Source organism: Dendrosporobacter sp. 1207_IL3150 (assembly GCF_036763085.1).
Classification (GTDB): Bacteria; Bacillota; Negativicutes; order DSM-1736; family Dendrosporobacteraceae; genus JBAIYU01.
The window spans coordinates 32100-58474 of record NZ_JBAIYU010000022.1 but is presented as its reverse complement, the minus strand read 5'-3'; the positions used below and the strand labels follow the sequence as shown (position 1 = coordinate 58474).

Genomic DNA, 26375 nt, shown 5'->3' with positions numbered 1-26375 from the left:
TTTCATGACCAATTTGAAGGAACTCCCAGTAGATAAGCTGCGCTTTAACTGTGATGAGAGTTTGCTTGGTTTTGAAACCACTGCAAATGTTCCGCCGCTTGAAGATATGATAGGTCAAGAACGTGCGGTTAAGGCGGTTGAGTTTGGCTTATTTACTAAAAATCAAGGCTATAATATATTCATATCGGGCTTAGTTGGAACAGGTAAAATTACCTATGCAAAGTCCTCGGTAAGTAAAGTAGCCAAGAAAGAAAGTGTACCAGATGATTGGTGTTATGTTAATAATTTCGAAAACCCTGGTCAGCCAATAGCTGTATCCTTGCCAGCAGGCGTTGGCAGTGTTTTTCGCCAAGATATGCAAGATTTAGTTGAAACACTTAAGACTGATATACCTAAAGTTTTCAGCAGTGATGATTATGAACAGGCTAAGACTAAACTTGTAAAAGGCTTTCAAGATAAACGTGCTTTTATCTTGGAAGAGTTTAATCATTACGCCGAAGAGCAAGGTATTATGCCACAGTGGTCCACAACTGGTTTTGCAGGTGTTCCGATCAATGAAGGTAAGCCCTTAACACCTGAAGAATATCAGAAAATGGACAAGGAACAGCGCGAGAGCATCGAGCAAAAACTACGAGCTGTTCACGAAAAAGCCACTGAAATAGTTCGCCGAATGCAGCATTTAGAACGTGAAGTGCGTGATCAAGTAAAAGATCTTGATCGAAAGATAGGCTTATTCGCTGCCGGCCACTTTATAGATGAATTGAAGGAAAAATACGGCGGGTACGAAGAAGTTGTAACATATCTCGAAGCAGTTAAGCAGGACGTAGTTAAAAATATTAATGATTTTAAACCTGCGCAGCTAGATGAAGAAACAAATCCGTTGATGCTCTTTAAAAGAAATGTGCAGGATACTATAAAGACTAAGTATACAGTCAATTTACTTGTAGATAATCGCGATTGCGAAGGTGCGCCAGTTATCGTTGAAATTAATCCGACCTATTATAATCTTCTGGGCCGGGTAGAATATGAAAATCGTATGGGCGTAGTTTCAACCGACTATAGTATGATTAAGCCAGGCGCACTCCACAAGGCTAATGGCGGTTATCTTATTCTTAATGCCCGCGATGTGTTAGCAAATATGGGGGCTTGGGAAGCACTGAAACGAGTGCTTAAAACTAGGAAACTATTTATAGAGAACCTTGGTGAGCAATATGGTATGCTTGCTATGGCCTCACTTAAGCCTGAAACCATTCCGCTTAATGTTAAGGTAATTCTAATCGGCAATCCATATATATACTATCTAATGTTTAACCATGATGAGGACTTCCGTAAGTTATTTAAAATACATGCTGATTTTGATGTTCAAATGGAAAATAATCCTGAAAATATCAAAAAGCTGGCAGCTTTTATCAGCTCAACAGTTGAACGAGAGCATCTAAAGCACTTTGATAAGAAAGCCGTCGCCCGTGTTGTTGAATATTCTTGCCGGTTAGCAAGCAGTCAGAAAAAACTTACAACTCGCTTTAATGAGATTGTTGAACTATTATGTGAAGCTGACGCCTGGGCAACCACCGAAAGCAGCTCGATAATTAATGTCAGTCATATTAATAAGGCTATTACAGAAAAGAGAAACCGCTCCAATAAGTATGAAGAACGCCTGCAAGAGATGTATGTAGAAGGTAAATTCCTAATAGATACCGAAGATAAAAAGGTCGGCCAAGTGAATGGACTTGCAGTTATGGCGGTTGGCGAATATTCCTTTGGTAAGCCATCTCGCATTACAGCAAACACATACCTTGGCAAAAGCGGTGTTGTAAATATAGAGCGTGAAACGAAAATGAGCGGGACAAGCCATACTAAAGGCGTTCTAATTCTAAGCGGTTACTTAGGAGAAAAATATGCGCAGGAGCGTCCACTCACCCTAACTGCCAGCTTAACTTTTGAACAGACCTATGAAGGTGTCGATGGAGACAGCGCATCTAGCACCGAACTTTATGCAATATTATCAAGTTTGTCTGGTCTGCCGTTAAAGCAATATATTGCTGTTACAGGCTCGGTAAATCAAAAAGGCGAAATTCAGCCGATAGGCGGAGCAACACAAAAAATCGAAGGCTTCTTTTCAGTATGTAAGGCCAAAGGCTTAAACGGTGAACAAGGCGTAATGATTCCTCATCAAAATGTTGATGAGTTAACTCTTGATGATGAAGTAGTTGAAGCCGTTCGAGAAGGTAAATTCCATATCTATCCTGTTAAGACTATTGATGAAGGCATTGAGATACTGACCGGTGTAGAAGCCGGGGTAGTGAACAGTGATGGCAATTATCCAGAAGGCAGTGTTCACCATTTAGTTAATAAAAAGCTTAACGAATATACTGATACGCTAATTAAACTAGGTAAAAGTGCAGAAGGCGAAACTAAAGTTAAAGTTTAATAATCTTTAGAAAAAGGCCGCTCTGGCTCCAACCCCTTTGGGACTGATTGGAGTCATGAGCGGCAAAAATTTCGTTATCAGCTTTTCTGTCAAACCGTATAAGAAAGTAGGCAGTTGTTGTGATTAATGAAATACCAGTAATAAAGGGCAAAGAATATCCAATTGACATTTTAAGTTTAGGGCACAGCGGTGAAGGTGTCGGACGATATAAGGACTTTACTGTTTTTGTGCCATATGCGTTGCCGGGTGAGCAGGTTCAAGCGAAGATTATTGAGGTTAAGAAAAATTATGCAAAAGGGAAACTGATTTCCGTAATTAATCCGTCAGAAGAACGCAATGAGCCAGAGTGTTCCTTGTACCAAAGATGCGGCGGCTGTCAGATGCAGCATATGAGTTATTCAGCACAGCTTAAAGCTAAACGGCAGCAGGTTGTGGACGCAGTAACCCGTATCGGTAAACTTTCAGACGTAACAGTTCATCCTACTATTGGTGCGGATAGTCCTTGGTACTATCGAAACAAGATGCAATTTCCGGTAGGTACAGTTAATAATAATTTAGTCATAGGTTGTTTTGAACAAGGCACTCATAGCATTGTAAATACTGAAAATTGCTTGATACAGCATGAAGCTAATAATACTATTGCCCAGCAAGCTAGAATAGTTTTATCTGAACTTGGCATTAGCGCTTACAACGAGAGAACTGGTGAAGGTGTTGTTCGTCATGTCTTAGGAAGAGTTGGTAATGCAAGCGGCGAGGTGATGGTAGTATTAGTGACAGCGACGGATGGTCTGCCTCGTAAAGCTCAAATAATTGACCAACTAAAGAACAAAATACCAGGTATTGTGAGCATAATTCAAAATGTTAATTCTAGAAAAACTAATGTTATATTAGGCAATAAGACAACAACGTTATGGGGTAAAGATACGATAACTGATAAACTAGGGGAGTTTTCTTTTAATATATCTGCCAGATCATTTTTTCAGGTTAATACAGTACAGGCAGAGGTATTATATAATAAGGCCGTAGAGTACGCCGGTCTAAATGGCCATGAAACAGTCATCGACGCATATTGCGGTACTGGAACAATAACGCTGTTTTTAGCCCGCAAAGCGAAAAAGGTAATTGGAATTGAAATAGTCGAACCAGCAATAAAAGACGCCAATGCAAATGCCGAACGCAATGGCATTACAAATACCGAATTTATTGTTGGAGATGCCATAGATGTAATGCCCAAGCTCTTTAAAGAAGGAATTCGTCCTGATACAATTGTTGTCGATCCACCAAGAGCTGGCTGTGAACGTATTGTTCTTGAAACCTTTGTCAATATGCAGCCTGAGCGAATAGTATATGTATCCTGCAATCCCGCATCGTTAGCTAGGGACTTAGCAGTACTCAATGAGCACGGATATAAGACTGTTGAAGTTCAACCGGTAGATATGTTCCCGCAGACATTTCACGTGGAGTGCGTAGCGTTGATAGAGCGGGAATAAGATGAAAATGACACCTCTTATTTGTCTACCAGGAGTGCAAGTAAGGCGTCTAGTACTTAACGTCTGAGCTGTGGAAAACGTATCATCGGTAATAACGAAAATGGGGGAGTTTATTCAATACTGATCAATATAGAGAGATCCTGTATACATTTTAATGCATACAGGATTTTTTGTCGTTTAGTAGGAATAGATTGAAGAGTAGAAAATTTTGGAGGTAGTTAAAGTATGACTACAAAGTGGGCATCATTGATCGGGAAATTTCTATATGAACATAATTTGACAACTTTTAAGGGCTACAAATCGAATAGTGATTTTCCAGGAGTAGGAGTTGCCGTTTGTAACTCGAACTTTGACGGTGGAATAATAGAAGCCGAATTAGATTTCGAGAATATCGGTCATGGGACAGCTTGTCAAATAATTGTTTCGCATAGTAGTCATGAATTTGTTACGGCGGGTTTGACCTCTTCTAGTGATGGTAGTCCCTCGGGAATGTACTATATTGGAATGTTCAGCAATCAGCGATGGAATTCATTAGCTGTGTCAGGTGATTCTCAGAACTTGACACCTGGAGTGAAATATAATCTTAAGGTAGAAGTGAAAGGATCGCTTGTGCACCTTAAAGTCAATGATGTACTTGTACTCTCAGCTATTGTTCCGCAAATTAGGCCAAGAAGCCAGGTGGGTATATATTGTACATCGGCATATGATGTGTTCATACGTAATTTTGCTATAACACAAGAACGTGCGAGAGCATTTGTAGTTATGCAATTCTCTAGCCCTTATAACGAAATATATGAGGATGTAATAAAAGAAGTTTGTAGTCAGAATAGATTAACTGCATGTAGGGCAGACGACACATATTTACCTGGATTAATTCTAGGAGATATAGTGCAGCAAATAAAAGAAGCAAAGATAATTATTGCGGATATATCAAAACCAAATTCTAATGTTTATTATGAAGTGGGATATGCACACGCCCTTAATAAACCTTGTGTTTTGCTAGCTGAAAAAGGTACTCAGCTTCCGTTTGATGTATCAGCATTCAGAGTTTTATTTTACGAAAACACAATTCCTGGCAAATCTAGGCTTCAAGACAGTTTAACAAGATATCTTGATGAAATACTAACTCGGAGTTTATAAAGGATTCACTCAATCTTGGACAATAAAGTTATAGTGTCAAAGATTCCAACTAGCTAAAGTCAAAAAAAAACTCGGGATAGTTACTTTGTTTTGAAACAGTTAATCTGTACCCGAGTTTTCCAGGAAATCAAGATTCCTACTGGAAATACTCAAATGTATAAAAAAATGGCTGCCTACAGAAGTGTCGTAAAAGAATGGAATTATAAAGACAAAAAGAAGAAGGTGCACAAAGGAAAAAAGATTATGAAGACCTTTCACTTCGTGTCATAATGAAAATACGTGTTGAAATTGCTAAGGGCCAGGATAAGGTCGAGCATGAAATTACAAAACAGGAAGCGCAAGCCCTTATTAAGTATAGAGATGAGAAGCGGCGCAGCTCGTGGGCATCAGAGCCTCAGATTCGTAAGTATGACTATGTGTTCAACGGAAGGCTTAGAATAAGCATTCGGCAGGGACGATATTTCAGAGACACAGATAAAATTAATGTTGAATCTCGGCTTGGCGAAATGTTAATAGAGCTTTATGAGGAATCTGAAGTGCTTCGTCTTGATCGTGAAGCGAGAGAAGAGGAAGCTCGTAAAAAGGCGGAAGCTGAACGCCGGAAGGAAGAACGGCGAAAAAGATATAATAAGGAAGTTGAGCGAACAATAGCACTGGAAAATGCCGCACTCGACTATGAGACTGCGTGTAGAATCCGCGCTTATGTCAAGGCTGTTTCGGCTTCCTGTGGACACGATGGACTGGATGAGGAAACGGCCGCGTGGGTTGATTGGGCAACGAAAAAAGCTGACTGGTTTGACCCAACTGTAGCTAGAAATGACGAACTATTTGGTGAACGCGAACACGAAAAAAGTTCCAGTGACAAGGCCCTAAAAGAAATTTGGCGTTGGTGATGGGAGAGTAAGCTATGTATACTAAGTTGACTGATGTTCAAATAAAGCTGGCGGAGCAATTACTAATCTCAGTAATAAAGAAAGAAAACATTATATATTATCATGAGTTAGCAGAAAGGATTAATCCTCCGATTTTTCATAGGAATGTCGGCAAACAAATTGGAGAGGTATCAACATTATGCCATGAACTTGGCTTACCACTTCTATCTGCAAAAGTTGTTAATAAAGACACGAATACCGCAGGTGCTGGCTTTTATCCACTCTACGAGATGTACGGCATTGATACTCAAGGGCTTTCGGAAAAAGAGCTTTTCAAATTAGAACTAAAAAAAATCCGAGAGTGTAAAGAATGGTATAAGCTTGCTGACCACTTGGGGCTTAATTTAGACTTGCCGCGCTCCAATAACGAGATTGTGGAAGAGTTTGAAATACAGATACGAATACTTCCTATGAGTAAGGATGAAGAATTTCCTGGGTGGTCATTCGAGGAGATACAGAAAAAGTATTTCTTAAAAGATCTAGTCGAGAAAAATGGTTACTACTATTACCGTAAATCGGGTATGAATTGTGCTAAAGGATCACTCGTGCTATTTCAATTTAATAATGCGATCATAGCAGCAGCACGCATTATAGATATTGTGAAATATGCCCCCCCTGTTGACGAGCATTATCATGGCGCATATATTTTTGATACTAACAGTGTCACTATTTTTGAACCTATTACATATGAAGAGCTCTATGTTATTGACAATTCCATTCAGCCCTTTAAGCAAGTTAAGCAGATCATGCGATATGAACTCTTAGAAAAAGTTCAAAGGCTTATTGCGCGCAAGCAACATCCATTAATGGCGGAAGAATTACCTTCTGATAAAGTAAACCAATATATAGAAGGCGCCAAAAAACAAATCACCGTTAATGCGTATGAAAGAAGTTATAAAGCTCGGCAAGAATGTATTAAACATAAAGGGGATACATGTTTAATCTGTGGATTTAATTTTGGTGATTTCTATGGCGAAGAATTCAAGGGAAAAATACATGTGCATCATATTAAGTCTTTAGCAGAAGTAAAAGGCGAATATCAGATAGACCCTTTAAACGATCTAATACCGGTATGCCCGAATTGTCACTTAGCATTACATTCGAAAGGCAACAATGAGGCCTATAGCATTGAAGAGTTAAAGGCCATGTTGCCGAGCCGCAGTTAATGTAAAACGTATCCTAAGTTACGCGGAGGTCCTAGATGGACGAATATATCAAAACTTGGAATCATATCATCATGAATTGCGGTTATGATAACACATACAAAATGGCATGGGCTAAAGCATTAGTAGAATTATCTGTTGCGGCTCAGGGCAGAGGCCAACAACATGTTGCTTTTACGTTTGAGCAAATTGCCGAAAAGTATCTGAGCTATTACTGGAATCAAACAATATACTTTGACCTTGTGCAAGGTTCTAATTTAAAGAAGCTGCCAGAAGTATTGACCGGTATTATAGAGCGAAAGATAATTATCTTCCAGAGCGCATTGAAAAAGTTCAATTTGAACGGTTGAGTTTATCATTGGCTTATCAGGAAACTATTGTAAGCATTGCTAAGACACTGAAGAAGGATGTATGCTACCGGTTCATGACTGTGGGTGGTACTACGTATGAGATATATCAGCTTGACCGGAAATCGGGAATGGTTACGCTAAATTCAGAACAAATAAGGTCATTGACAGAGCACTCAGAACTACTTTTACAGGTAATTAACTATCGCTGGACACAGATGTTAGAGAGCTTTAACTATAGTCCTAAAATCGCCATGAAGGTACGGGCCGTAGCGGAAGGCAAAATCCGGCGCCAAAACTTATCGTCATTCCATCCGTATTTGGACTTAGCCTTTGACAATGGTGAGCGGACCTGCTTTTATTGCCATCAGCCAATTGCGGAAGGCGACTTGTCCGTTGATCATGTGATACCCTGGTCATATATGTTCTCTGACGATTTGTGGAACCTGGTGTACAGCCATAAGTCGGAGAATTCGAGTAAGTCAAACACTAGCCCATTAGAAGATATCATTATTCGATTAGAAGAAAGAAACAAACTCCTCCAGCAAAAACTAGAGGAAAGTGAATTCAAGAAGGAAAAGCACTATGACGAACTGAAATTAGCCATTGAGAAAGATTACGTACGGAAATTCTGGATGGCTGTGAAAGGATGATACTGTGGCAGGAGAAGTAATCCATAATAAACTGGTTAGAGATAAAATTCTCGATATCATTGAAAGTCATGGCAAGCAGTACAGCTATCATATCGCTAAAGAAAAAGAATATCAGCAATTCTTAATCGAGAAGCTTAGGGAAGAGCTACTGGAGTTTAGCCAAACGCCGAATGAAGAAGAGGCGGCGGATATGCTAGAAGTCATTTTTTCCTTGTTTCATACATTTAATCTCGACCCCACACGGGTGGAGGAAATTCGCCAGAAGAAATTAGCTGAGCGCGGGGGCTTTGAAAAAAGGATCATCCTTGAGAAGGTTAGTGGTTGAAAAGCTAATATCAAGACAGACTGCATTGTATATTTATAACCTAGATGAGTATGTTTTGAGATGTTTATACAACTTTTCTATTGCATAAATTGCATAAAGGCCAGAAAGAGAGCCAGGAGGCGGCAAAGGTGCGCCAACTCTGGCTTTTGTTGTTTACAGAATGGCATATTATAGGACTTTAGTTTTGATTTTTTCCAATACTTAAATCAGGAGTATCGAAGTTGCTTGTTTTTTTATATTTTAACGTGGTAAAATATAAAAAATGGAAAATTATATATAATTCACAAAATTGGAGTAATCATGTCACCTGAAACAATAGATAAATTGAATCAATTTAAGCTTGACGCAATGAATGCCAAGACTTTATATCTTGCAAAAATTAAGGAATGGAATTTTTACCAAAAAGTTTATTATGTAATTACTCTAATTATTCCGATAATGTTCTTTTTTGCTTTATATTGGGCCAAAGGTCAGCCATATGAAAATAGTATAGGATTAATTTCATTATTTCTTTCGATTTTTACGGCATGCTATTCAGTTTGGTCGTTAATTAATAATAATGATCAAAAAAGCATTGATTATCATCTCGGACTAGAAAATAATACGCGGGTAGTTCAAGATGTAGACTATTTTCTTTCCAAAGGTATAACAACTGATGAAATGAATTTGTTTTCTCAAAGAGTTGATAGTGTTAATAACCAGGATAGTATACTTCTCGCTTCGATAAGTAAAGGAAAAATACAGAAAGTGTATGTTGCTAATTTAAAGCAACTAGATAGGAACGCTAAGTGTCCGGTATGTAACACAGCTCTATGGAATGCAAAACGTGGCTGGTTTTTTCAAAAACGGTGTGAAGCATGTAGATGCAAATTAGGAAGTTGAATATGGATAAAATAATATTATTTTCAATTTGGTTTAGAAAACTTAGTACTGAAAAAAAACTTGAAGTGATTAATAGTATTAATAGCTTTGAAATGGATACGGAAATGTCAAAGAAACGATATAGGAGAAAGCTAGGGATAGGCGGCGGGCCGGCCCCGAAATCCAAGCAATGTCCCAATTGTGGATACCGTATTGACTAAAACTAACTAGGGGGATTTCTTTCATGAGCAAAGCTATAGAAGCTTTTGAAAATTGGTATGAAACTATGTCTCAAGCGGAAAAGGACAATTTAGATAAGCATTTACTAAATAAATTCCTCCTTACTGAAGGCGTTTTTGCTGGACCAACGATGAGAAAGAATGCAGGGCTAAATGCTGGTCCTGTGTCTTCGCTACGGGTTTGTCCTTCTTGTGGTCGACCCATATAATGATAGTTTTGGACTAAGATATTGTTTAGGATTAATATCCCCTCGCCATGCAGTTACCTATCACTAAGCTTAATCGACTTTTTATTCGGAGACGATTTGGTAGTGGCTACGTCTAATTTCTCTACGCTAAATGTATGGCGGGTTTAGCTCAAATAGTAAAATAACCATAGTTTACTTTTAAAGTAAGTTATGGTTATTTTTACATAGGTGCTGCTATCGGTCGCTCTGCAATTCATTGAAGTTAGCTTTAAAGAGAGGAGTAGGTTTTATGAATAGGATACCGCAGGACGTAGTTGCTTACCAGCCGGTTATTAAAGAAATATGGGATAGCTTTAGTCCAAAGTTACAAGAATTCTGGATTGAAACGCAATCTACATTAAAAAACGCCGTAATTATTCCCGCAGAACTTTCAGTTAACAGCAACGTATATGCTAATGTTACATTTAAAGCTTTGGAAGCCGAGGCAAAAGAACTATACCAACATGACTACCTTATTAAGATAGGAGTTAATCTTCATGATGCTGAAGAATACGATATAGCACACGAATTGGCACATATTTATTCCTGGTCTAAAGAGAATTACTGTTGTATATATCAAGAACATATTTCTATGGATTATAAAAAATCAGAACTTGTTGCGATGATATTCAATACAGCTATTCATTCTGTTGTTGATAACATAACAATCAAAAAAGGATTTCCATTAGAAGGGTTCTTTGAACGTAAAAAGGATGAATGCATTAGTGGAATCCTCAGTATGTCAAATAGTGATCAGAATGATTATTATCGTATACTGAACATGATAATTGATTCAAAGCATCGATTACCGACAGAAGTATATGATGAACTGCTCGACTATGTTGCGAAGTTTGAATTTAAACAAATGATTTCGCTGGCTGAAACCTTACCGTTATATAATTTTAACAACCTGGACTCGAATTCCATAAAAGAAGCTTTTAGTCAAACTTGTGCAATGATTGAAATTGATTATGAAAAGCTAGGTATTAAACTATATAATGCGCAGGAGATGCCTTTGTTAAAATAAAGTTTTTAGCGAAGTGGCCCAAGTGCTGTAGTTGAATATTTTTTTGTTAAAAAATGTCTTTGGAGGATTGATGTTTTGAAAAATCGGGATCAGGAAGACTATATTATATACAAAACAGTAAATGAGATAGAAGATATAGTTAAAAATCAAATAAAAGACCAACTAAGTTACGACTCAGTGAGCATCATACTACTCAAAGGGGAGAATAACCAAGTACATGCAAGAGTGTTTGATATAAGCCAACGGAGAGAAATATTAACCGAAGGGATTAGGCCTGAGGAAATAGTTCCAATATTTATACAAAACAAATTTGGAATTACCACGAATGCCTATTGCACGTTTGTAACAAATGATTTGATTGCGATTTCAGTATCACGTTCCTACTGGTTTAGAGCGGAGGCTACTATTACTGCATTTCAGAACTTTATTTTGAGTTCTACACCAGTACCAGACTTTTCTGGATCTTTTGCGGACAAAGTATTCGAGACTATTCATAGTTTTCAGTTTTTTTGCAGGCAGCATCCCGAATCGTTGCACGATCAAGACGAACCTTTAATTAGAGATATATTTCTACTCACGCTAAAGCTGGTATTCAAACAGGCTGAAGGAGAAGCGTTTAATTATGATGGGCGAGTAGATTTTAAAGTAACTAACAGGGATAATTACTTAGAATTTATAACCGGAGAGTTCAAATGGTGGGATGGAAAAGCAACGTTTGAAAATGCGTTCAACCAGGCGGTTAGAAAACATTTTACTGGTCAAGAAAAAGAAGTGTATATAATAATGCTTTCTAAACTAAAAGACTCTTCTATTGTGAAAAGAGAAATTGAGCGCCTTGTTTTTAATGAAGACGAAATAGATAAAAGTTTCGAAAGTAAGAATCTTGCTCCTTTGGGATCGTATGAGTTCTTTAAGGAATATAGGATAATTACATCTGAAAGATTTATACCACTAAAAGTTGGAGTGATTAACCTGCACTATCAAAGAGTATAACTAGAAGATTAGAGATACTGATGAGAAATTAAAAAACCGGTGACAAAAACAAGCTGACTACCGCAAAATAAATTGATTGGGTGAATTATGAATATATTGTTGATTTTAACTCTGTGTGTAGGGCTATATTTAATCTATTGGTCTGCTGATATAGCAGCACAACTTCTAATTTATGATTTCGGAAAGTATTCAATGATACCTTGGTGGAAAGATCTCTTGTTTAATTTAGGTACTGGCTTAGTAAGTAGTGTAATTCTGATTTTCTTGTATGACCAAGTAATCAGATTTAAGGCTGAAAGGGAACGAAAAGTTAGGGAAAGTATTGCTGCTAAGAGAGTAATATCTGCATATGAAATATTTTTATTTTTAGCTTTTTATGTTTTAGACCCAAGAGCAGAAGGGAAAAATTTTGCTGCATTCAAGATAGACTATAGCAATAATTGTTTTAATGATGACTACTATAATGCCATTTCACAAATTGACTTAACTACGAAATCGGTTGTTGATAAAGATAAAAGTAAGTTAGAAGAAATATTGGAGCAAATAAAACAGTTAAGCGACAGCCTTTCGAGAACGCTTGGTATTTATGAGCCCTATCTAAGTAGCAATATAGTAAACCGGATAAACGGCATTCAAACATCGAAAACTTTAAATGGGTTCGTGGTAATGGCAAAGTTTTCACGAAGTAAGCCTTATAGTGAAACTCCGTGTTATTTAGAAAAAGATATTATGCAGGACTTTAAAAATATAGTGGGGGACATCAAAGTTCTAATAGAAGACCTTAGAAAACTAAGTGCCTGATTATCGTCTCCCTTGACAAGTAGATGCTTTTTTAGTGGCGGAATACCAATAGTTTAAAGCAATTAGAGAAAGGGAAAAGATTTGAACGAAATTTTGTTTGTAAGCCTAATTGTTTTGGTTGTTCTTTACATGTTATACGCGCCTAAAATCAAGGGTTACATAGGCGAATCACGAGTAGCAAGGCAATTGGACAAGCTTAAGGATGAAGAATACAAAGTCTTTAACGATGTTTTGATAAGAACGGGTAGGGGAAGTAGCCAAATTGACCATATCGTCATCTCAATATATGGTATCTTTGTTATTGAAACTAAAAACTACAGTGGTTGGATTCACGGGAACGAGCATTCAGAATATTGGACTCAATCTCATTATGATGTTAAAACGAAATTCAGGAACCCGATAAAGCAAAACTGGGCACATATATATGCTTTAAAGGAAGCACTCTCAGGTTTTGAACGAGTTAAGTACCATTCCATCGTTGTTTTTGCCGGTAGTGCAGAATTAAAAAACGTAAGGTCCCAAATACCAGTCGTTTATGACCATCAACTCTTTCGAACCATTATGGATATTAGAGGAATCCCCAGTTTATCAATTAAGCAAGTTAATTCTATCGCAGATAGACTAAATAAAGTTAAAATCCAAGATAAAGTGGCAAAAATGGAGCATTATCATCAGGTTCAAAATCATGTCCGCGAATGTAAATCAAAGGAAAAATCACTAGTTTGCCCCAGGTGTGGTGGAAGTTTAGTCGTTCGAGATGGACCTTATGGTAGGTTTTATGGTTGTTCAAATTATCCGAAATGTGAGTACAAGCTAAGTTATGGGGCACGATAACTTCATCAATGATAATGTTATTGAATGATAAGGTTAACCCTTCCATAACACCTGATGTTTTTTCTACTGGATCAGTATATCTCGACGAGACAGGGTACCCTCTCTAGAAAAATAGGGCGAGACCATTGAGCGAATATCCAATTCCGCTAATTAGTATTACCTTTCTATCAAAACACACGTTGAGACAGTCACACTCCTGCAAAGGAAAGACACCACGATCGTGCAACAGTAGGAATATTCAAGTGGGAGTGCTGACATTAACTCTGGGATCGTCATAAGGTAGTAATTGAGGTAAGTAAGTTGCCAATCAAAAAAATGACAAAAAGCTTTTTAACGTTTAAGCATTGCCTGGGTATATCCCAGGCTTTCTGGTTTCATTGCAGAAGGATATGTGGGATGTGCTATAATTATATTTAGATAATTGCACTTGTTTTTAATTGTTATGAAGAATTAGTTTGTTTGCCCGTAAACTTGATAGTATTATCAAGATAGTATTATTACTTTTAACTAAAAATTTTTAAGAGGTGAGTAAATGAGTCAGGAAATAGACAAAATTATTTATTCCATGATCCGTGTATCTAAAAAACACGGGCAGAAAGAAGTCCTCAAGGACATTTCGCTCTCTTACTTTTACGGAGCAAAAATCGGTGTCCTGGGTCTGAACGGATCCGGCAAAAGTTCGCTCCTCAAAATACTGGCCGGAGAAGATCAGAGCTTTGACGGTAAGACCGTTCTCGCCCCCGGCTACACCATCGGTTATCTCCCTCAGGAGCCGTTGGTGGATGAAACCCGCACCGTGCGCGAGGTAGTGGAAGAAGGCGTAAAAGAACTGGTTCAGATTCGTGATGAATACGAAGCCATCAACTCCAAATTTTCCGAGCCCATGGAACCGGACGAAATGGACGCGCTTATCACCCGCCAGGGTGAAGTGCAGGAACTTATGGACAGCAAGGGCGTCTGGGATCTGGACTCCAAGCTTGAAATGGCCATGGACGCCTTGCGCTGCCCTCCGCCCGACTCATCGGTTTCGGTGATTTCGGGCGGTGAACGCCGCCGTGTGGCATTGTGCCGCCTGCTGCTGAAAAACCCGGACATCCTGCTTCTGGACGAACCAACCAACCACCTGGACGCTGAATCGGTCTCCTGGTTGGAACATTTTTTAAAAACTTTCCCCGGTACTGTAATTGCCGTAACCCACGACCGTTACTTCCTTGACAACGTGGCGGGATGGATTCTTGAACTTGATCGCGGTCGCGGCATTCCCTGGAAGGGCAACTACTCTTCCTGGTTGGAACAAAAGCAACAACGTCTGGCCAACGAAGAAAAAGGCGAAGCCGAACGCCAGAAGACCCTGGCCCGGGAACTTGAGTGGATCCGCATGGCTCCCAAAGGACGCCACGCCAAGAGTAAAGCCAGGATTAATGCTTATGAAGCCATGCTTTCACATGAGTCTGAGCGCTTGGGTAAGGATTTGGAAATTTACATTCCACCGGGACCACGCTTGGGTAAGATCGTCATTGAAGCTGAGAATGTCAGCAAAGCCATGGGCGACAAGGTGCTCATGGAAAACATGAGCTTCATGATTCCGGCTGGAGCCATCGTCGGTATCATTGGCCCAAACGGAGCCGGTAAAACCACTCTCTTCAAGATGATCACCGGACAGGAAAAGCCCGACAGTGGTACCCTAAAAGTCGGCGAAACCGTTAGTTTGGCTTACGTGGACCAGAACCGCGACTCCCTTGAGCCCGGAAAAACCGTCTACGAAGTTATCAGCGACGGCTACGACACTATCAAGCTAGGCAACCGCGAGATTAACTCTCGGGCTTACTGCGCGCGCTTCAACATCATAGGACAGGACCAGCAAAAGAAAGTGGACGTGCTATCCGGCGGTGAACGCAACCGCGTTCATATGGCCAAGATGCTGAAAGCCGGGGCCAACGTAATCCTCCTTGACGAACCCACCAACGACCTTGACGTGAACACCATGCGTGCCCTGGAAGACGCACTAGAGAACTTTGCCGGTTGCGTGTTGGTCATCAGCCACGACCGCTGGTTCCTTGATCGCATCGCGAGTCACATCATGGCTTTTGAGGGTGACTCCGTCGTGACCTTCTTTGAGGGTAACTATTCGGACTACGAAGCCGAACGCAAAAAACGCCTTGGCAAAGAAGCCGATCAGCCGCATCGACTGAAGTTCAGAAAACTTACCCGCTAGGAAGCTACTGAAAAACCCGGATTTTTGCAGTCAAAAAATCGGGGTTTGGCGCACAGCGAAGCAGTTTATGCACATTTTGTCAGTGGCTGAAGCGATAGGAGAGTTTGATGTTGATATGTTTTTGCGTTGATTGAGAATATTGTTGTGAATGATAGTAGTATAATCAGTTCGCACCATTACACGAAATAGCTAATTCCGTGTACCAGTATCATCTGTCTATCAAAACATATCTGGAATGGCATAATGAGAACATTATTTGGGATAATATTGTGTTAAGGCTTAAAGACATGAAATGTTTATCCAGACGCCTACGGTTGTGAAAGGGACCACCCTCTGTTCTCATAGACGTTTCACGTCGAGTGTGTAGACTTGATAGAGAGGGAAAAGCCTTAAACCATAAGGCTCAAAGCTTTTAAATGAAATTAATATATGTGATTTATGTTCGCCTAGACGTTGAGTTTAGGCGAATTTTGATCTTAAGGGGTGGTGGGTTTCAACTTTTATGCCGAAAGAAAAAGGAGTTTTGCGAAAAGGTATGACAAGTACATCCACAGCTGAAATATCGATAAGCTTTGAAGTGCTTGTCGGGTTATTGTAGTCAACGGCAAAGGTGAGGGAACGATTTTTTACTAAATCATCATCTTTGCACGTTGCGCGAGACAGTGGTATAATTTGGAATAAATGCTGAATTCTAAGGAGAAATACAATGATTAATATTTTTTAATGCTGTAGTTAGAAAGATTTCAAAAGGGTGGAGATAGCAAATCGGTTGTTTGAAATTGAGGTGAAAGAATGCGCAATTTAAGATCATATTATTCTTCCGAAATTGAAGAGTTTTTGAATAAATCTGATTCCGAAATTCTTGGTATTATATATAAAAATGATGCTTCTGCAGAAACAAAAATTCAACAAAGCAATACTTGGGAACTGGAAATTTCTATACTAAAAAAACAACTGGCCGACTTTAATAATGGACGGATAATATTCGAATATATAATTCCACGAATGGGAAAACGAGTAGATGTTGCTTTTCTTTATAAAAACATTGTGTTTATTTTGGAATTCAAATGTGGCGATAACGAATATAAATCTTCCACTTATGATCAAGTATATGATTATGCACTGGATTTACGAAATTTTCAAAAAGAAAGTCATAACAAGCTGATTGTGCCGATAATGATATCCACAAAAGCGATTGCTGAGACATTAACGGTCAAAGAACACGCTAGAATCATCGAGCCAATAAAATGTAATTCGAATAATATAGCCGATACAATTAAGCATGTTGCACGTCAATATGTCGAACCGGCTTTTGACTATTTGTCCTGGGAAAATTCCGAATATTTACCTACGCCCACTATTGTAGAGGCTGCACAGGCTTTATATCGTGGGCATAATGTTGCGGATATTACACGCAGTGATGCCGGAGCTGAAAACCTCACTGTTACGACTGATGAAATAAATAAAATTATAGAATACAGCAAAGTTAATCAAAAAAAGTCCATTTGCTTTGTAACCGGCGTACCAGGAGCAGGGAAAACCTTAGTTGGCCTTAATATAGCTATTCAGCGCTCTGACGCAAAAAAAGGTGAACATGCGGTTTTTCTGTCTGGAAATTACTCGCTTGTGGCCGTTCTGCAAGAGGCACTGGCTCGCGACAAGGTAGCGCAAGCACAAAATGTGAATAATAAAATAACGAAAAAGGACGCATTGCGTAGCACGTCGGCATTTATACAGATTATCCACAAATATCGAGACTCTTTTGTTAGAAATAATAATATTCCTCCGGAGCGAGTTGCGATCTTTGATGAGGCACAGAGAGCTTGGACCAAAGAGCAAATATCAAAATTCATGCTTACTAAAAAAGGCATCACAGATTTTGATTACAGTGAGCCGGAATTTTTAATTAGCACAATGGACAGACACAAGGACTGGGCTGTGATTATCTGCCTTGTTGGTGGAGGGCAAGAAATTAATACAGGTGAGGCAGGACTGCCGGAATGGTTTAATTCTCTCAGACGAGAATTTCTCGATTGGGATGTCTATATCACGCCACATCTTAATGATGACGAGTATCGGAGAAGCAATAAATGGGAAGATATGATTGCGGGACTAAATGTCTATGAAGTTGAAAAGTTGCATTTATCTACATCAGTTCGATCATTTCGCACACCTGATTTGGCTTCCTTCGTCAAAGCCATTCTGGATGTAGATACACAAAAAGCGAAGGATTTACTTGAAAGGTGTAAGGACAAATATCCTATTATGATAACAAGAGAAATGGTGAAAGCAAAGGATTGGATAAGAACACAATGCCAAGGGACAACGCGTTATGGCCTTCTTGCCAGTAGCGGAGCTTTGCGTCTGAAGCCAGAGGGAATATTTGTGAAGAACGATATTTCTGTAGAAAATTGGTTTTTAAATGGAAAGAATGACGTCCGTTCAAGTTATTATCTAGAAGATGTTGTCACTGAATTTGATATTCAAGGCTTAGAGCTCGATTATTCAATTGTTGCCTGGGATGCAGACTTCCGTTTTGAAAACAATGAATGGCATTATTATAACTTTTCGGGGAATCGCTGGAACAATGTAAATTCAATGGACAAGCGCATTTATCTAAAAAATTCATATCGAGTTCTGCTGACAAGAGCCCGCCAAGGGATGGTCATTTTTATTCCAAAAGGAAACGATAACGATAACACGCGCGTTACTAAATACTATGAAGGCATTTACAACTATTTCAAGTCGGTCGGCGTTGCCGAAATTTAAAATCATTGGGGGACACTATCTTCATAAGAGGCAGTGACGACACAATAGGCGTTTCTGATTTGTCAAAAGAACAATTGGAGCATATATGGAGTAATAATTAGCCGTTTTGTATCACGTTTCTATCAAAACACACGTCGAGTGCGTAGCGTTGATAGAGCGGAAGTAGGTTGAAAAAGTACATCACTTATCCGTCTAGTAGGAGTGCAAGTAGGGCGTCTAGTACTTACCGTTTAAGATTAGCTAGTGAGAACCGTATAACTGGTAATGGAGAAAGGCATCACCCGATTATTACGGGTTTGATGCCTTGTATTTTGTCTGATGAAAAGAAGTTCAAGGTCTAATGGGTGTGCCTTTCGTCCACTTAATCCTATTACTCTAACATAGAGGCAGGCATATTATGCAATACTTTAGCTTCAAACTATGGGAGGGCTGCTTTTAAAAAGGCGGGGACAGGCATTGTTTTTTGAAGAACAGTTAACCTATCCCCGCGTTTTTCTTGGTCTTTAAAAAACACTGAAAAGTATCGGTAACCTCACTTTCGCGACACAAACTAAATTGTCATCGTTCTCGCACATGCCTTGTTACTTCAATACATATCTTTCTAACCGCCGAGAAAGTGTTCCGGTATGTATTTCAAACAAATGATTGTCAAAGTCATAAAAATACAATGATCTGCCTTCGCCTTCTACGCGTGGCCGAGGTGGTTTAAAATCTACACCTAATCGTTGAATGCGTGATTGATATGTTTCAAAATCTGCTTCTGATATTTTAAATGCGATGTGGTTGTATGTACGAGTAGGAAGGGACTCTCCTTCCATAATTGCGATCCATTGCCCGCCAATCATGAAGAATTTCTCTCTCGAGATCGAAAATGTACTATCTCCGCTAGAGTAAACTTCTTCTGCTTCAAATATTTCTTTGAAAAATTTAGTCGCAAGTTCAAGGTCTTTAACAATAAAAGTAACGTGACTGATGCCTTCTATCACATTATCTCCTCCTATGAATTCGTTATTATCTAACTATCCTATAGACAACGCTACTAATCCAATGACCATCGCGCTTGCGCCGATGACACGAATCTTTACATTTCCTTCCGATAGCAGTCTGGCTCCCATAGCAGTGCCTATTAAAATGCTAACTTCTCTCGCTGGTGCGATATAACTTACAGGACTGAATACCATGGCAGTTAAAACCAAAATATACGTCAATGGGCATAAAATAGCCACACTAACAGCTTCAATTTTATGACTGGCCCATTGGTCTTTTACTTTGTCCCAATTTTTAAACGCATATGGGGTTAAGAGAAATAGTCGTCCTAAGTTTGCCGACCAGTCAAGGAGTAAAGGTGGTATCAGAAAGGTGCTGACAGCCAATTTGTCTGAGAGCGTATAGCCAGCAATCATAGTGCCGCAGAGAATAGCAAATATTATTGGTTTGCGGGCGGTAGGTTCTGCCAGATTAAAGGGATTCCCTGTGATTACAACAATTCCTAATCCAATTAATACTGTTCCGACAAGCGCTACTGCTGAAGGCTGTTCGCCTAAAACTACAATGGCTGCAATAGTCGAAAGCATAGGACCCGTACCGCGTGCCAGAGGATAGATGACAGAGAGATCACCAATCCTATAGCCTTTGTCCAACATGATAAAATATAAAGAGTGGAATACGGCGCTGCTTAGCATAAGCCCTAATTGATACCATCCGATAATCGGCTTTTGTACAACGATTATCCATAAAGCTAACGGGGAATAAAGCAAAGTGGAAAGAGCTGCGAATAGCCAAATAAAGGCTATACCACCGCATGTTTTTTTGGCCAAATAATTCCAGGCAGCATGACCGAAAGCGGCAATCAGGATAAGAACAATAGCCGATCCTGTCATATAATCCCTCCAATGAAATTCATTTGACTTGTAACAAAACTATAATAACTGATTGAGCTTGCTTTCAGGTTCTTCACCATTCTCTACACGTCTTATGTTATTCACAAAGAAATCATATCTTTTTTTATGGAACTTGCGGCCGTCGGGCATGCCTGCCGTATGGGGAGTAAGTATCACATTACTAAAATTTCGGAGCTCACTCTCAATTGGAAGCGGTTCAGATTCAAACACATCCAGGCATGCGCCTAATATGTCCCCGTTTTTTAATGCATCTATCAAGTCGCTTTCATTGACAATCCCACCGCGAGATGTATTGATAAAAAGGGTGGTATTTTTCATTTTTTTAAATACCGCTTTGTTTATCAGCTGTTTGGTTTGTTGATTCAGGGGTATATGTACACTTACTATGTCCGATGTGCTCACAAGATTATCGAAATCCGTCATTTTCACATAACCGTCAGATGGTGCAACGGTAGTTCTAGTACAAGCTAGCACATTCATATCAAAAATCCTGCAAAACTCAGCCACTTTTTTACCGATAGCGCCCAAGCCGATAATCCCAATCGTTTTGCCCTTTAATTCACTCCCTGTATAGTCCAGTTGGTTTTCATCCATCCTGTTTTTCATGAAAGAATCAAGAAACGGTATGTTTTTATAATAAGACAATATCAGTGCCATTACGTGCTCGGCTACTGCCTGTGCATTAACTCCTGCAGCATTGGCCACCCAAATGCCAAGATGCGTACAGGCATCGATATCTACATTATCAAATCCTGCACCCGTTTGTACCAATTCTAAGTTTTTTGCCATAGAAAGCAGGCCACGGTCCACTTTAATATGCTCAGGTATGATTACCTGGCAATCTTCAATGTGATGCAGCATTTCTTTTCCGGGAGGGGCAATTACAATGTCCCAGTCTTCCGGAAAATGCCTTGCAATATTTGATTTTGAGGTCTCGCTAAAATAGCCAACTATGAGAATCTTCATTGCTAAATCACCTTTCATGCTCTATACTATGCTTCTAATAAAACCCGTTTGATGTGTGCAATTACAAGCCTGGCATATTTTCCGGGCAAGAGAATCTCAGAATTTCATTGTACTCTTTGCTTTAATATAACTAGTCTTTTAAAGAAGCAGTAATAATCGCCATATTGTAAACTTCATCTGCATTACAACCTCTTGAAAGGTCATTTATCGGTGGATTTAACCCCTGTAGGATGGGACCATATGCCTCAAAGTTTCCGAGGCGCTGAGCTATCTTATAACCAATATTACCAGCATTAATATCTGGGAATATGAAAGTGTTCGCTTCCCCTGCGACAGGGGAGTGTGACGCTTTTATTTTTGCAACATCTTTGGAAAACGCGGCATCAAACTGGAGCTCACCGTCAATTGGAAAATCAAGATTCATTTTCTTTAATTTTGCGGCTGTATTTCGTATTTTATCAACTGATTCTCCTGTGCCTGAGCCTAACGTACTATACGATAATAAAGCGACTTTTGGATCAATTGAAAAGACTTTTGCTGTTCTTGCCGTTTCAACAGCAATCTCGACAAGTTCATCCTCACTTGGATTCACGTTTATAGCACAATCGGCCATCGCGTACTTTTCTTCAACATTTTCTATTTTGCGATATAGAATAAAGCTGCTTGAAACAATTTTATTCCCGGGAGATGTTTTAATAAGTTGAAGTGCCGGACGAACAGTGTCGGCCGTAGAATAGGTTGCACCACCTAAAAGGCCATCGGCATACCCCATTTGTACAAGCATCGTACCGAAATAATTTGTTTTCATCAAATACTCCCGACAGGTGGCTTCATCCATTTTTCCTTTTCTAAGTTCAACCATCATCGTAACCATAGCTTCTATAGCCGGATATGTTTTAGGTTCTATGATTTCAATTTCATCTATAAGAAAACCATACTTTTGCGCTGCCATATGTATCTCTTCTGGATTACCTAACAGTATAGGTTCGAGTATCTTCTCTTTTTTTAATCGGCTTGCCGCCTCAAGAATTCTTGGATCTGAACCTTCCGTAAATACTAGCTTTTGATGTTTGGTTTTTAATTTTTCAATCATAAGTTCAAACATGTATATACCTCCATTTTTTACTTATCGGATTTGTCATGTGATTCTCTAGTGAAAAAACGTTTGACCATCATCTCTATTAATGATAATTTTAAACATAAAGAATGTTGTTGTAAAACTCAAAAATTTTGTGAACTATATTAAATTTTTCTATATATTAAGAGGTGTTCTAATGTATTTTCCTGGGATTGAGGCGTTTTTAGCTATTGTACGGACCGAGAGTATAAGCAAGGCGGCCGAAGTGTTGCACTTGTCGCAGGCTACTGTAAGCTATCGGCTAAAGACCCTGGAGAAGGAAATGGGTGGCCTTTTGGTTGAGCGAAAAAAAGGGGCATCCAAAATCCAGTTGACGCCAAAAGGGGAAAACTTTTTTAGCATTGCGGAAAGATGGGATGCTCTCTGGCGGGAAACACAAATCTTACGGGTCAGCGGTTCTCAGCTAAGTCTGGCAATTAGCGCTGCCGAAAGTATAAGTCACTTTGTTTTGCCTCCTGTATATAGAATGTTAAATCAGCATACCCCGCCGATCCGACTGCAAATTCGTACGCAGCATACCCAGGAAGCATTTGATAGTATTGAGCGTCGCGAGATGGATGTGGCATTTGTGGTGCGAGAAATCGTGTCGCCTAGTGTCACGGTTAAACCGTTTTTTTCTGAAGAAATGGTGCTACTGCGCCTGGCTGTGCCCGGGCGACAAGCTGGTGATACTGTTGAAATGGGAGAATTGGCGGCAGAACACGAAGTCTTCATAAATTGGAATCGAGAGTTTCAATTTAGACATGACCAGTGGTGGGATCCTCTTTGCCCTTCTCGCGTTCATCTGGACACGGCGGGACTTATCACTACTTTTTTGAAGGATGAAAGACAATGGACTATAGTTCCCGCCTCTATTGGCGCACGTATGATTCAGATTGGAGAGTTTGTCCTTCAGAAATTATCGACACCAGTGCCTCCAAGGATATGCTATAAGGTAACTCACAAGTTTCCCAACCAGGCTTTACACGATACCCTTCGTATTCTTGATAATTATCTGCAAGATATATTTGGAATACAATGATCTTTATAAAAATTAAAAGTTGCTACTTATTTGACCTCTCTAACCGCTTCAATACATTGGGTACATAATAATTTCGTGTAAAAGCATAACCCACACACAAAACGACCCCCTTGCATAGAGGTGTCGCGGCATTTTTAGGGGTGTAGAAACTACAATTTATCCGTGTATTAGTATCATCGTTCTATCACAACACATGTTGAGGCGTTGGTAGATCGGGAATAGCCTGAAATCAAAGGGTTAGCGGGTTTGACGATAATTTAATAGATATGTTTATGTTAGCCCAGACTATGTCTGGTTTTTTTGCTTGGGAAGGGAGCGATACAAATGTATTTGAACAGCATCATAGAAAGATCAGCTTAAAACGAAATTGGGATTTAATAGTTTTGAAACTACAGGAAAACAATTTGTGGAATTGAGATAATGCATATGATTAGAAAAGGGCAGGTTGAAGAATTTCAATCTGCCCTTTCTGGGGTTGAGTTCATTATCTTAGATTTTGTCTTTTGCCAGAACACAAAAATGATAGTAGTGGGCAGAATTTGCAGGTTTTTGCAGGAAGGTGTCGAATTGACATATCCGTTAATGTTAAATTAGGAGTGACGGTGACAATGTTACTAATTGAAGATATAAGATCATTACCTCCGGTTTCAAATCACGCAGCGCTTCAGTATGAACTAAATCATAACGACCTTCGGTTATGTGTAAGCCGTAATATGGAACATAGAACGGATATTAAAGAGCTAATTGGGTTTAATGAATTAAGCGCGATGCAAGAATTCCACTTGAATCATGCTCGATTTATGGTAAATGTACTTCACTTAAATAGCTTTGAGTTATTGGGTAGGGTTTTTATTTGGGTTTATAGAGCCTATAGATCTCATGGCTATTCGTACGAATATTTTCCCATTGCACTATCAGCATGGAAAGATGCGATTAATCACCACATAGAGGCAGAAAGTGCTGCTGAAATTATAGCTGTATATGATTGGCTAATTAAAAAGCATGACATAATCATTAATATCGTAGAGAGCGGTGAGTACAAGCTATTTTCCATGTCTGGTGAGTGGCAAAAGGAACAGGCTAACTTTCTCAACCATCTCCTCAATGGCGATTATAAGGGATGCCTCGCATACCCTCAAAAATACGTTTCTACAGAGAAAGATCTCATGGCTTATTATATGGATATCATTCAGCCAACGATGTACGAGCTTGGCCATTTATGGCAGACTGGTAAAATATCAATTGCTGAGGAGCATTTAGCTACAGCTATTGTTACCCGGCTTATGTTGGTACAATATATGAAACTACCGGGTGTGGTTCCAGCAAAAGGTAAGGCAATCATTACCGCAGCTCCAAACGAGTTCCATGAAATCGGGGCTCGTATGGCCTCAGACCTATTGGAGCTCGATGGATGGAATGTAGCTTACTTAGGAGCGAATACTCCGGTACATGACTTAATTGAATTAGTCAAGAGGGAACGCCCCACCTTTATTGGTATTAGTGTTGTTATCCCCTTCAACTTACTATTAGCCCAAAAAGTAATACGCCGTATTAAGAGTGATCCAGATATATGCAATACAAAAATTATCGTCGGAGGGTCCGCCTTCTTACATGACGATACACTATGGCGTCTTATTGGTGCAGATGCCATAGCACTTGACTGCCAAGAGATTCTTAAATTAGCGTCATCTTTTGCTAAAGGGATTACAAACGAATGACAACAGTATCTTGCGTTAGGGTTACCGAGATAACTGACGACTATATTTGCAATCGAACTTCCGTAGGTGTATTGCGATTAGGGAGAGACTTAGTAATCCAGTACGCCAACACGGGCTTTTCCCGTATGCTTGGGCTAGTCAGGTCCCCCATTGAGTGTAGCTTGTTTAATTATGTAACTAGTGAAACTAAAGATAACCTTGCTCTCCCGGTAAGTAAAGAGCCTGTACAGACCGTGTGGCATTTTCAGCAGCAAGGTTTTATCGTTAAGACTGAATGTACAATCTATCTAGATGGAGAGTACTATCTTGTATTTATAGATAAGCCACTTCTAGCAGGAAATCATATCGTTGCTACAATGAATACACTCAGCATTCAAACCGCTAATACTTCCAGGGAAGTAGAAAAGAGAAGACGTGAATTAGAACACGCAAACCAGGTGCTTCAGTTTGAACAAGATAAGCTTATTGATCGCGCTGAGCGTTTAGCCTCTCTGGCGGCCTTTGCAGCCGGAATAACCCATGAGATCACGCAGCCCATTAATGCCATCAAAGTCGCGGCTGATAGTATGGTGTTTCTTAATAAAAACGGTATACAAGTCTCTCATACAGAGATTGCAACTGATATGGATGAGATTTCACAGCAGGCAGATCGTATTAATAAGATAATTAAACATTTAAAGGGATTAGCCAATAAGAGCGACCCAAATTTTTGCAGTTGTGATTTAAATAGAATTATCCTAGAGGCTATTCGATTAATATCTCATGAGGCTGCGGTGGCTGGTATCCAGGTAAAAACAGAATTGGGTAGTGTTGGGTGTATAGTGGGGAATGAGACGGCTCTAGAAGAAATGGTCTTGAATCTGTTGACTAATTCCATTAGAGCCCTTCATAGGGCAGCGGTCAAAGATAAACAAATTATTGTTAGGACCAGTACATGTAACAGTGAAGTTAGTCTAGAAGTTGAAGATAACGGAACTGGTATTGATCCTTCTATTGAAAATGAGATATTCGAGCCCTTTTTTACTACAGGTAAAGAAGGTTCCGGTACAGGATTGGGTCTAGCTATTGTTTCATCTATTGCAAAGACGCATAAAGCTAGAATTGAAGTCATCAACGAATATAAACGAGGGGTAACATTTAAGGTTAACTTTCAAAAAGCTATTGGATGTTAGAGTAGGAGGCTC

At 39.4% G+C, this 26375-nt stretch carries 24 protein-coding genes; 20 read left to right on the top strand and 4 right to left on the bottom strand.

The features are described from left to right. The first annotated feature begins 4 nt into the window (after nucleotides 1-4). The 17 genes from V6C17_RS12130 (at nucleotide 5) to V6C17_RS12050 (ending at nucleotide 18447) form a co-directional block, all read left to right on the top strand. The gene (locus tag V6C17_RS12130; RefSeq protein ID WP_333522841.1) at nucleotides 5-2431 is read left to right on the top strand and encodes a Lon protease family protein; all 2427 of its coding nucleotides are present in this window, start codon (nucleotides 5-7) and stop codon (nucleotides 2429-2431) included. Between the two features lie 119 nt (nucleotides 2432-2550). Continuing rightward, nucleotides 2551-3921 (top strand): 23S rRNA (uracil(1939)-C(5))-methyltransferase RlmD, encoded by a 1371-nt coding sequence (gene rlmD / locus V6C17_RS12125; RefSeq protein WP_333522840.1) that lies wholly within the window; start codon nucleotides 2551-2553, stop codon nucleotides 3919-3921. 225 nt (nucleotides 3922-4146) lie between these two features. After that, the gene (locus V6C17_RS12120; RefSeq protein ID WP_333522839.1) at nucleotides 4147-5061 is read left to right on the top strand and encodes a hypothetical protein; all 915 of its coding nucleotides are present in this window, start codon (nucleotides 4147-4149) and stop codon (nucleotides 5059-5061) included. A 269-nt stretch (nucleotides 5062-5330) separates the two neighbouring features. After that, the gene (locus tag V6C17_RS12115) at nucleotides 5331-5954 is read left to right on the top strand and encodes a hypothetical protein (protein WP_333522838.1); all 624 of its coding nucleotides are present in this window, start codon (nucleotides 5331-5333) and stop codon (nucleotides 5952-5954) included. 14 nt (nucleotides 5955-5968) lie between these two features. After that, a complete protein-coding gene (locus V6C17_RS12110; RefSeq protein WP_333522837.1) occupies nucleotides 5969-7159 on the top strand; it encodes an HNH endonuclease in 1191 nt (396 codons plus the stop codon). Nucleotides 7160-7194: 35 nt separating this feature from the next. Beyond that, entirely contained in the window at nucleotides 7195-7506 is a 312-nt protein-coding gene (locus tag V6C17_RS12105) for a hypothetical protein (RefSeq protein ID WP_333522836.1), read from the top strand. An 8-nt stretch (nucleotides 7507-7514) separates the two neighbouring features. Beyond that, nucleotides 7515-8156 carry an HNH endonuclease domain-containing protein gene (locus tag V6C17_RS12100; protein WP_333522835.1) on the top strand — a complete coding sequence of 214 codons (642 nt, stop codon included), beginning with the start codon at nucleotides 7515-7517 and terminating at the stop codon, nucleotides 8154-8156. Between the two features lie 4 nt (nucleotides 8157-8160). Then, nucleotides 8161-8481, top strand: a complete 321-nt coding sequence (locus V6C17_RS12095) for a nucleoside triphosphate pyrophosphohydrolase (RefSeq protein WP_333522834.1) — start codon at nucleotides 8161-8163, stop codon at nucleotides 8479-8481. 300 nt (nucleotides 8482-8781) lie between these two features. Continuing rightward, a complete protein-coding gene (locus tag V6C17_RS12090; RefSeq protein WP_333522833.1) occupies nucleotides 8782-9363 on the top strand; it encodes a mobilome CxxCx(11)CxxC protein in 582 nt (193 codons plus the stop codon). Nucleotides 9364-9365: 2 nt separating this feature from the next. Next, entirely contained in the window at nucleotides 9366-9563 is a 198-nt protein-coding gene (locus V6C17_RS12085) for a hypothetical protein (RefSeq protein ID WP_333522832.1), read from the top strand. Nucleotides 9564-9586: 23 nt separating this feature from the next. Continuing rightward, nucleotides 9587-9790: a hypothetical protein gene (locus V6C17_RS12080; RefSeq protein ID WP_333522831.1), complete on the top strand. Its 204-nt coding sequence runs from the start codon at nucleotides 9587-9589 to the stop codon at nucleotides 9788-9790. Between the two features lie 268 nt (nucleotides 9791-10058). Continuing rightward, nucleotides 10059-10835 (top strand): hypothetical protein, encoded by a 777-nt coding sequence (locus V6C17_RS12075; protein WP_333522830.1) that lies wholly within the window; start codon nucleotides 10059-10061, stop codon nucleotides 10833-10835. Nucleotides 10836-10910: 75 nt separating this feature from the next. Next, nucleotides 10911-11828 carry a hypothetical protein gene (locus V6C17_RS12070; RefSeq protein ID WP_333522829.1) on the top strand — a complete coding sequence of 306 codons (918 nt, stop codon included), beginning with the start codon at nucleotides 10911-10913 and terminating at the stop codon, nucleotides 11826-11828. 87 nt (nucleotides 11829-11915) lie between these two features. Continuing rightward, nucleotides 11916-12629, top strand: a complete 714-nt coding sequence (locus V6C17_RS12065) for a hypothetical protein (RefSeq protein ID WP_333522828.1) — start codon at nucleotides 11916-11918, stop codon at nucleotides 12627-12629. Nucleotides 12630-12758: 129 nt separating this feature from the next. After that, a complete protein-coding gene (locus tag V6C17_RS12060) occupies nucleotides 12759-13463 on the top strand; it encodes a nuclease-related domain-containing protein (RefSeq protein WP_333522827.1) in 705 nt (234 codons plus the stop codon). 532 nt (nucleotides 13464-13995) lie between these two features. Next, nucleotides 13996-15678, top strand: a complete 1683-nt coding sequence (gene ettA, locus V6C17_RS12055) for an energy-dependent translational throttle protein EttA (protein WP_333522826.1) — start codon at nucleotides 13996-13998, stop codon at nucleotides 15676-15678. Nucleotides 15679-16470: 792 nt separating this feature from the next. After that, nucleotides 16471-18447, top strand: a complete 1977-nt coding sequence (locus tag V6C17_RS12050; RefSeq protein WP_333522825.1) for a DUF2075 domain-containing protein — start codon at nucleotides 16471-16473, stop codon at nucleotides 18445-18447. A gap of 581 nt (nucleotides 18448-19028) precedes the next feature. On the opposite strand, the gene fosX is transcribed toward V6C17_RS12050, so the two are convergent. The 4 genes from fosX to pta all read right to left on the bottom strand — a co-directional run bounded on the left by fosX (nucleotide 19029) and on the right by pta (nucleotide 22419). Further along, the gene (fosX, locus tag V6C17_RS12045) at nucleotides 19029-19433 is read right to left on the bottom strand and encodes a FosX/FosE/FosI family fosfomycin resistance hydrolase (RefSeq protein WP_333522824.1); all 405 of its coding nucleotides are present in this window, start codon (nucleotides 19431-19433) and stop codon (nucleotides 19029-19031) included. Nucleotides 19434-19466: 33 nt separating this feature from the next. Further along, nucleotides 19467-20327, bottom strand: a complete 861-nt coding sequence (locus tag V6C17_RS12040; RefSeq protein ID WP_333522823.1) for an EamA family transporter — start codon at nucleotides 20325-20327, stop codon at nucleotides 19467-19469. Nucleotides 20328-20366: 39 nt separating this feature from the next. After that, entirely contained in the window at nucleotides 20367-21314 is a 948-nt protein-coding gene (locus tag V6C17_RS12035) for an NAD(P)-dependent oxidoreductase (protein ID WP_333522822.1), read from the bottom strand. A gap of 130 nt (nucleotides 21315-21444) precedes the next feature. Beyond that, a complete protein-coding gene (gene pta, locus V6C17_RS12030) occupies nucleotides 21445-22419 on the bottom strand; it encodes a phosphate acetyltransferase (RefSeq protein ID WP_333522821.1) in 975 nt (324 codons plus the stop codon). Between the two features lie 169 nt (nucleotides 22420-22588). Here pta and V6C17_RS12025 point away from each other — a divergent pair, with 169 nt between their 5' ends. The 3 genes from V6C17_RS12025 (at nucleotide 22589) to V6C17_RS12015 (ending at nucleotide 26363) form a co-directional block, all read left to right on the top strand. Then, entirely contained in the window at nucleotides 22589-23473 is an 885-nt protein-coding gene (locus V6C17_RS12025; protein WP_333522892.1) for a LysR family transcriptional regulator, read from the top strand. A gap of 608 nt (nucleotides 23474-24081) precedes the next feature. Next, nucleotides 24082-25191, top strand: a complete 1110-nt coding sequence (locus V6C17_RS12020) for a cobalamin B12-binding domain-containing protein (RefSeq protein ID WP_333522820.1) — start codon at nucleotides 24082-24084, stop codon at nucleotides 25189-25191. Continuing rightward, nucleotides 25188-26363 carry a sensor histidine kinase gene (locus V6C17_RS12015; RefSeq protein WP_333522819.1) on the top strand — a complete coding sequence of 392 codons (1176 nt, stop codon included), beginning with the start codon at nucleotides 25188-25190 and terminating at the stop codon, nucleotides 26361-26363. Before V6C17_RS12020 ends, V6C17_RS12015 begins: the two co-directional genes overlap by 4 nt. Nucleotides 26364-26375: the final 12 nt, after the last annotated feature.

Excerpts from the sequence above, each read along its gene's own strand:
- V6C17_RS12130 (WP_333522841.1), top strand. The coding sequence starts at position 5 with ATGACCAATTTGAAGGAACTCCCAGTAGATAAGCTGCGCTTTAACTGT.
- V6C17_RS12120 (WP_333522839.1), top strand. The coding sequence starts at position 4,147 with ATGACTACAAAGTGGGCATCATTGATCGGGAAATTTCTATATGAACAT.
- V6C17_RS12115 (WP_333522838.1), top strand. The coding sequence starts at position 5,331 with ATGAAAATACGTGTTGAAATTGCTAAGGGCCAGGATAAGGTCGAGCAT.
- V6C17_RS12110 (WP_333522837.1), top strand. The coding sequence starts at position 5,969 with ATGTATACTAAGTTGACTGATGTTCAAATAAAGCTGGCGGAGCAATTA.
- V6C17_RS12105 (WP_333522836.1), top strand. The coding sequence starts at position 7,195 with ATGGACGAATATATCAAAACTTGGAATCATATCATCATGAATTGCGGT.
- V6C17_RS12090 (WP_333522833.1), top strand. The coding sequence starts at position 8,782 with ATGTCACCTGAAACAATAGATAAATTGAATCAATTTAAGCTTGACGCA.
- V6C17_RS12085 (WP_333522832.1), top strand. The coding sequence starts at position 9,366 with ATGGATAAAATAATATTATTTTCAATTTGGTTTAGAAAACTTAGTACT.
- V6C17_RS12080 (WP_333522831.1), top strand. The coding sequence starts at position 9,587 with ATGAGCAAAGCTATAGAAGCTTTTGAAAATTGGTATGAAACTATGTCT.
- V6C17_RS12075 (WP_333522830.1), top strand. The coding sequence starts at position 10,059 with ATGAATAGGATACCGCAGGACGTAGTTGCTTACCAGCCGGTTATTAAA.
- V6C17_RS12065 (WP_333522828.1), top strand. The coding sequence starts at position 11,916 with ATGAATATATTGTTGATTTTAACTCTGTGTGTAGGGCTATATTTAATC.
- V6C17_RS12060 (WP_333522827.1), top strand. The coding sequence starts at position 12,759 with ATGTTATACGCGCCTAAAATCAAGGGTTACATAGGCGAATCACGAGTA.
- ettA (WP_333522826.1), top strand. The coding sequence starts at position 13,996 with ATGAGTCAGGAAATAGACAAAATTATTTATTCCATGATCCGTGTATCT.
- V6C17_RS12050 (WP_333522825.1), top strand. The coding sequence starts at position 16,471 with ATGCGCAATTTAAGATCATATTATTCTTCCGAAATTGAAGAGTTTTTG.
- V6C17_RS12040 (WP_333522823.1), bottom strand. The coding sequence starts at position 20,327 with ATGACAGGATCGGCTATTGTTCTTATCCTGATTGCCGCTTTCGGTCAT.
- V6C17_RS12035 (WP_333522822.1), bottom strand. The coding sequence starts at position 21,314 with ATGAAGATTCTCATAGTTGGCTATTTTAGCGAGACCTCAAAATCAAAT.
- pta (WP_333522821.1), bottom strand. The coding sequence starts at position 22,419 with ATGTTTGAACTTATGATTGAAAAATTAAAAACCAAACATCAAAAGCTA.
- V6C17_RS12025 (WP_333522892.1), top strand. The coding sequence starts at position 22,589 with ATGTATTTTCCTGGGATTGAGGCGTTTTTAGCTATTGTACGGACCGAG.
- V6C17_RS12020 (WP_333522820.1), top strand. The coding sequence starts at position 24,082 with ATGTTACTAATTGAAGATATAAGATCATTACCTCCGGTTTCAAATCAC.
- V6C17_RS12015 (WP_333522819.1), top strand. The coding sequence starts at position 25,188 with ATGACAACAGTATCTTGCGTTAGGGTTACCGAGATAACTGACGACTAT.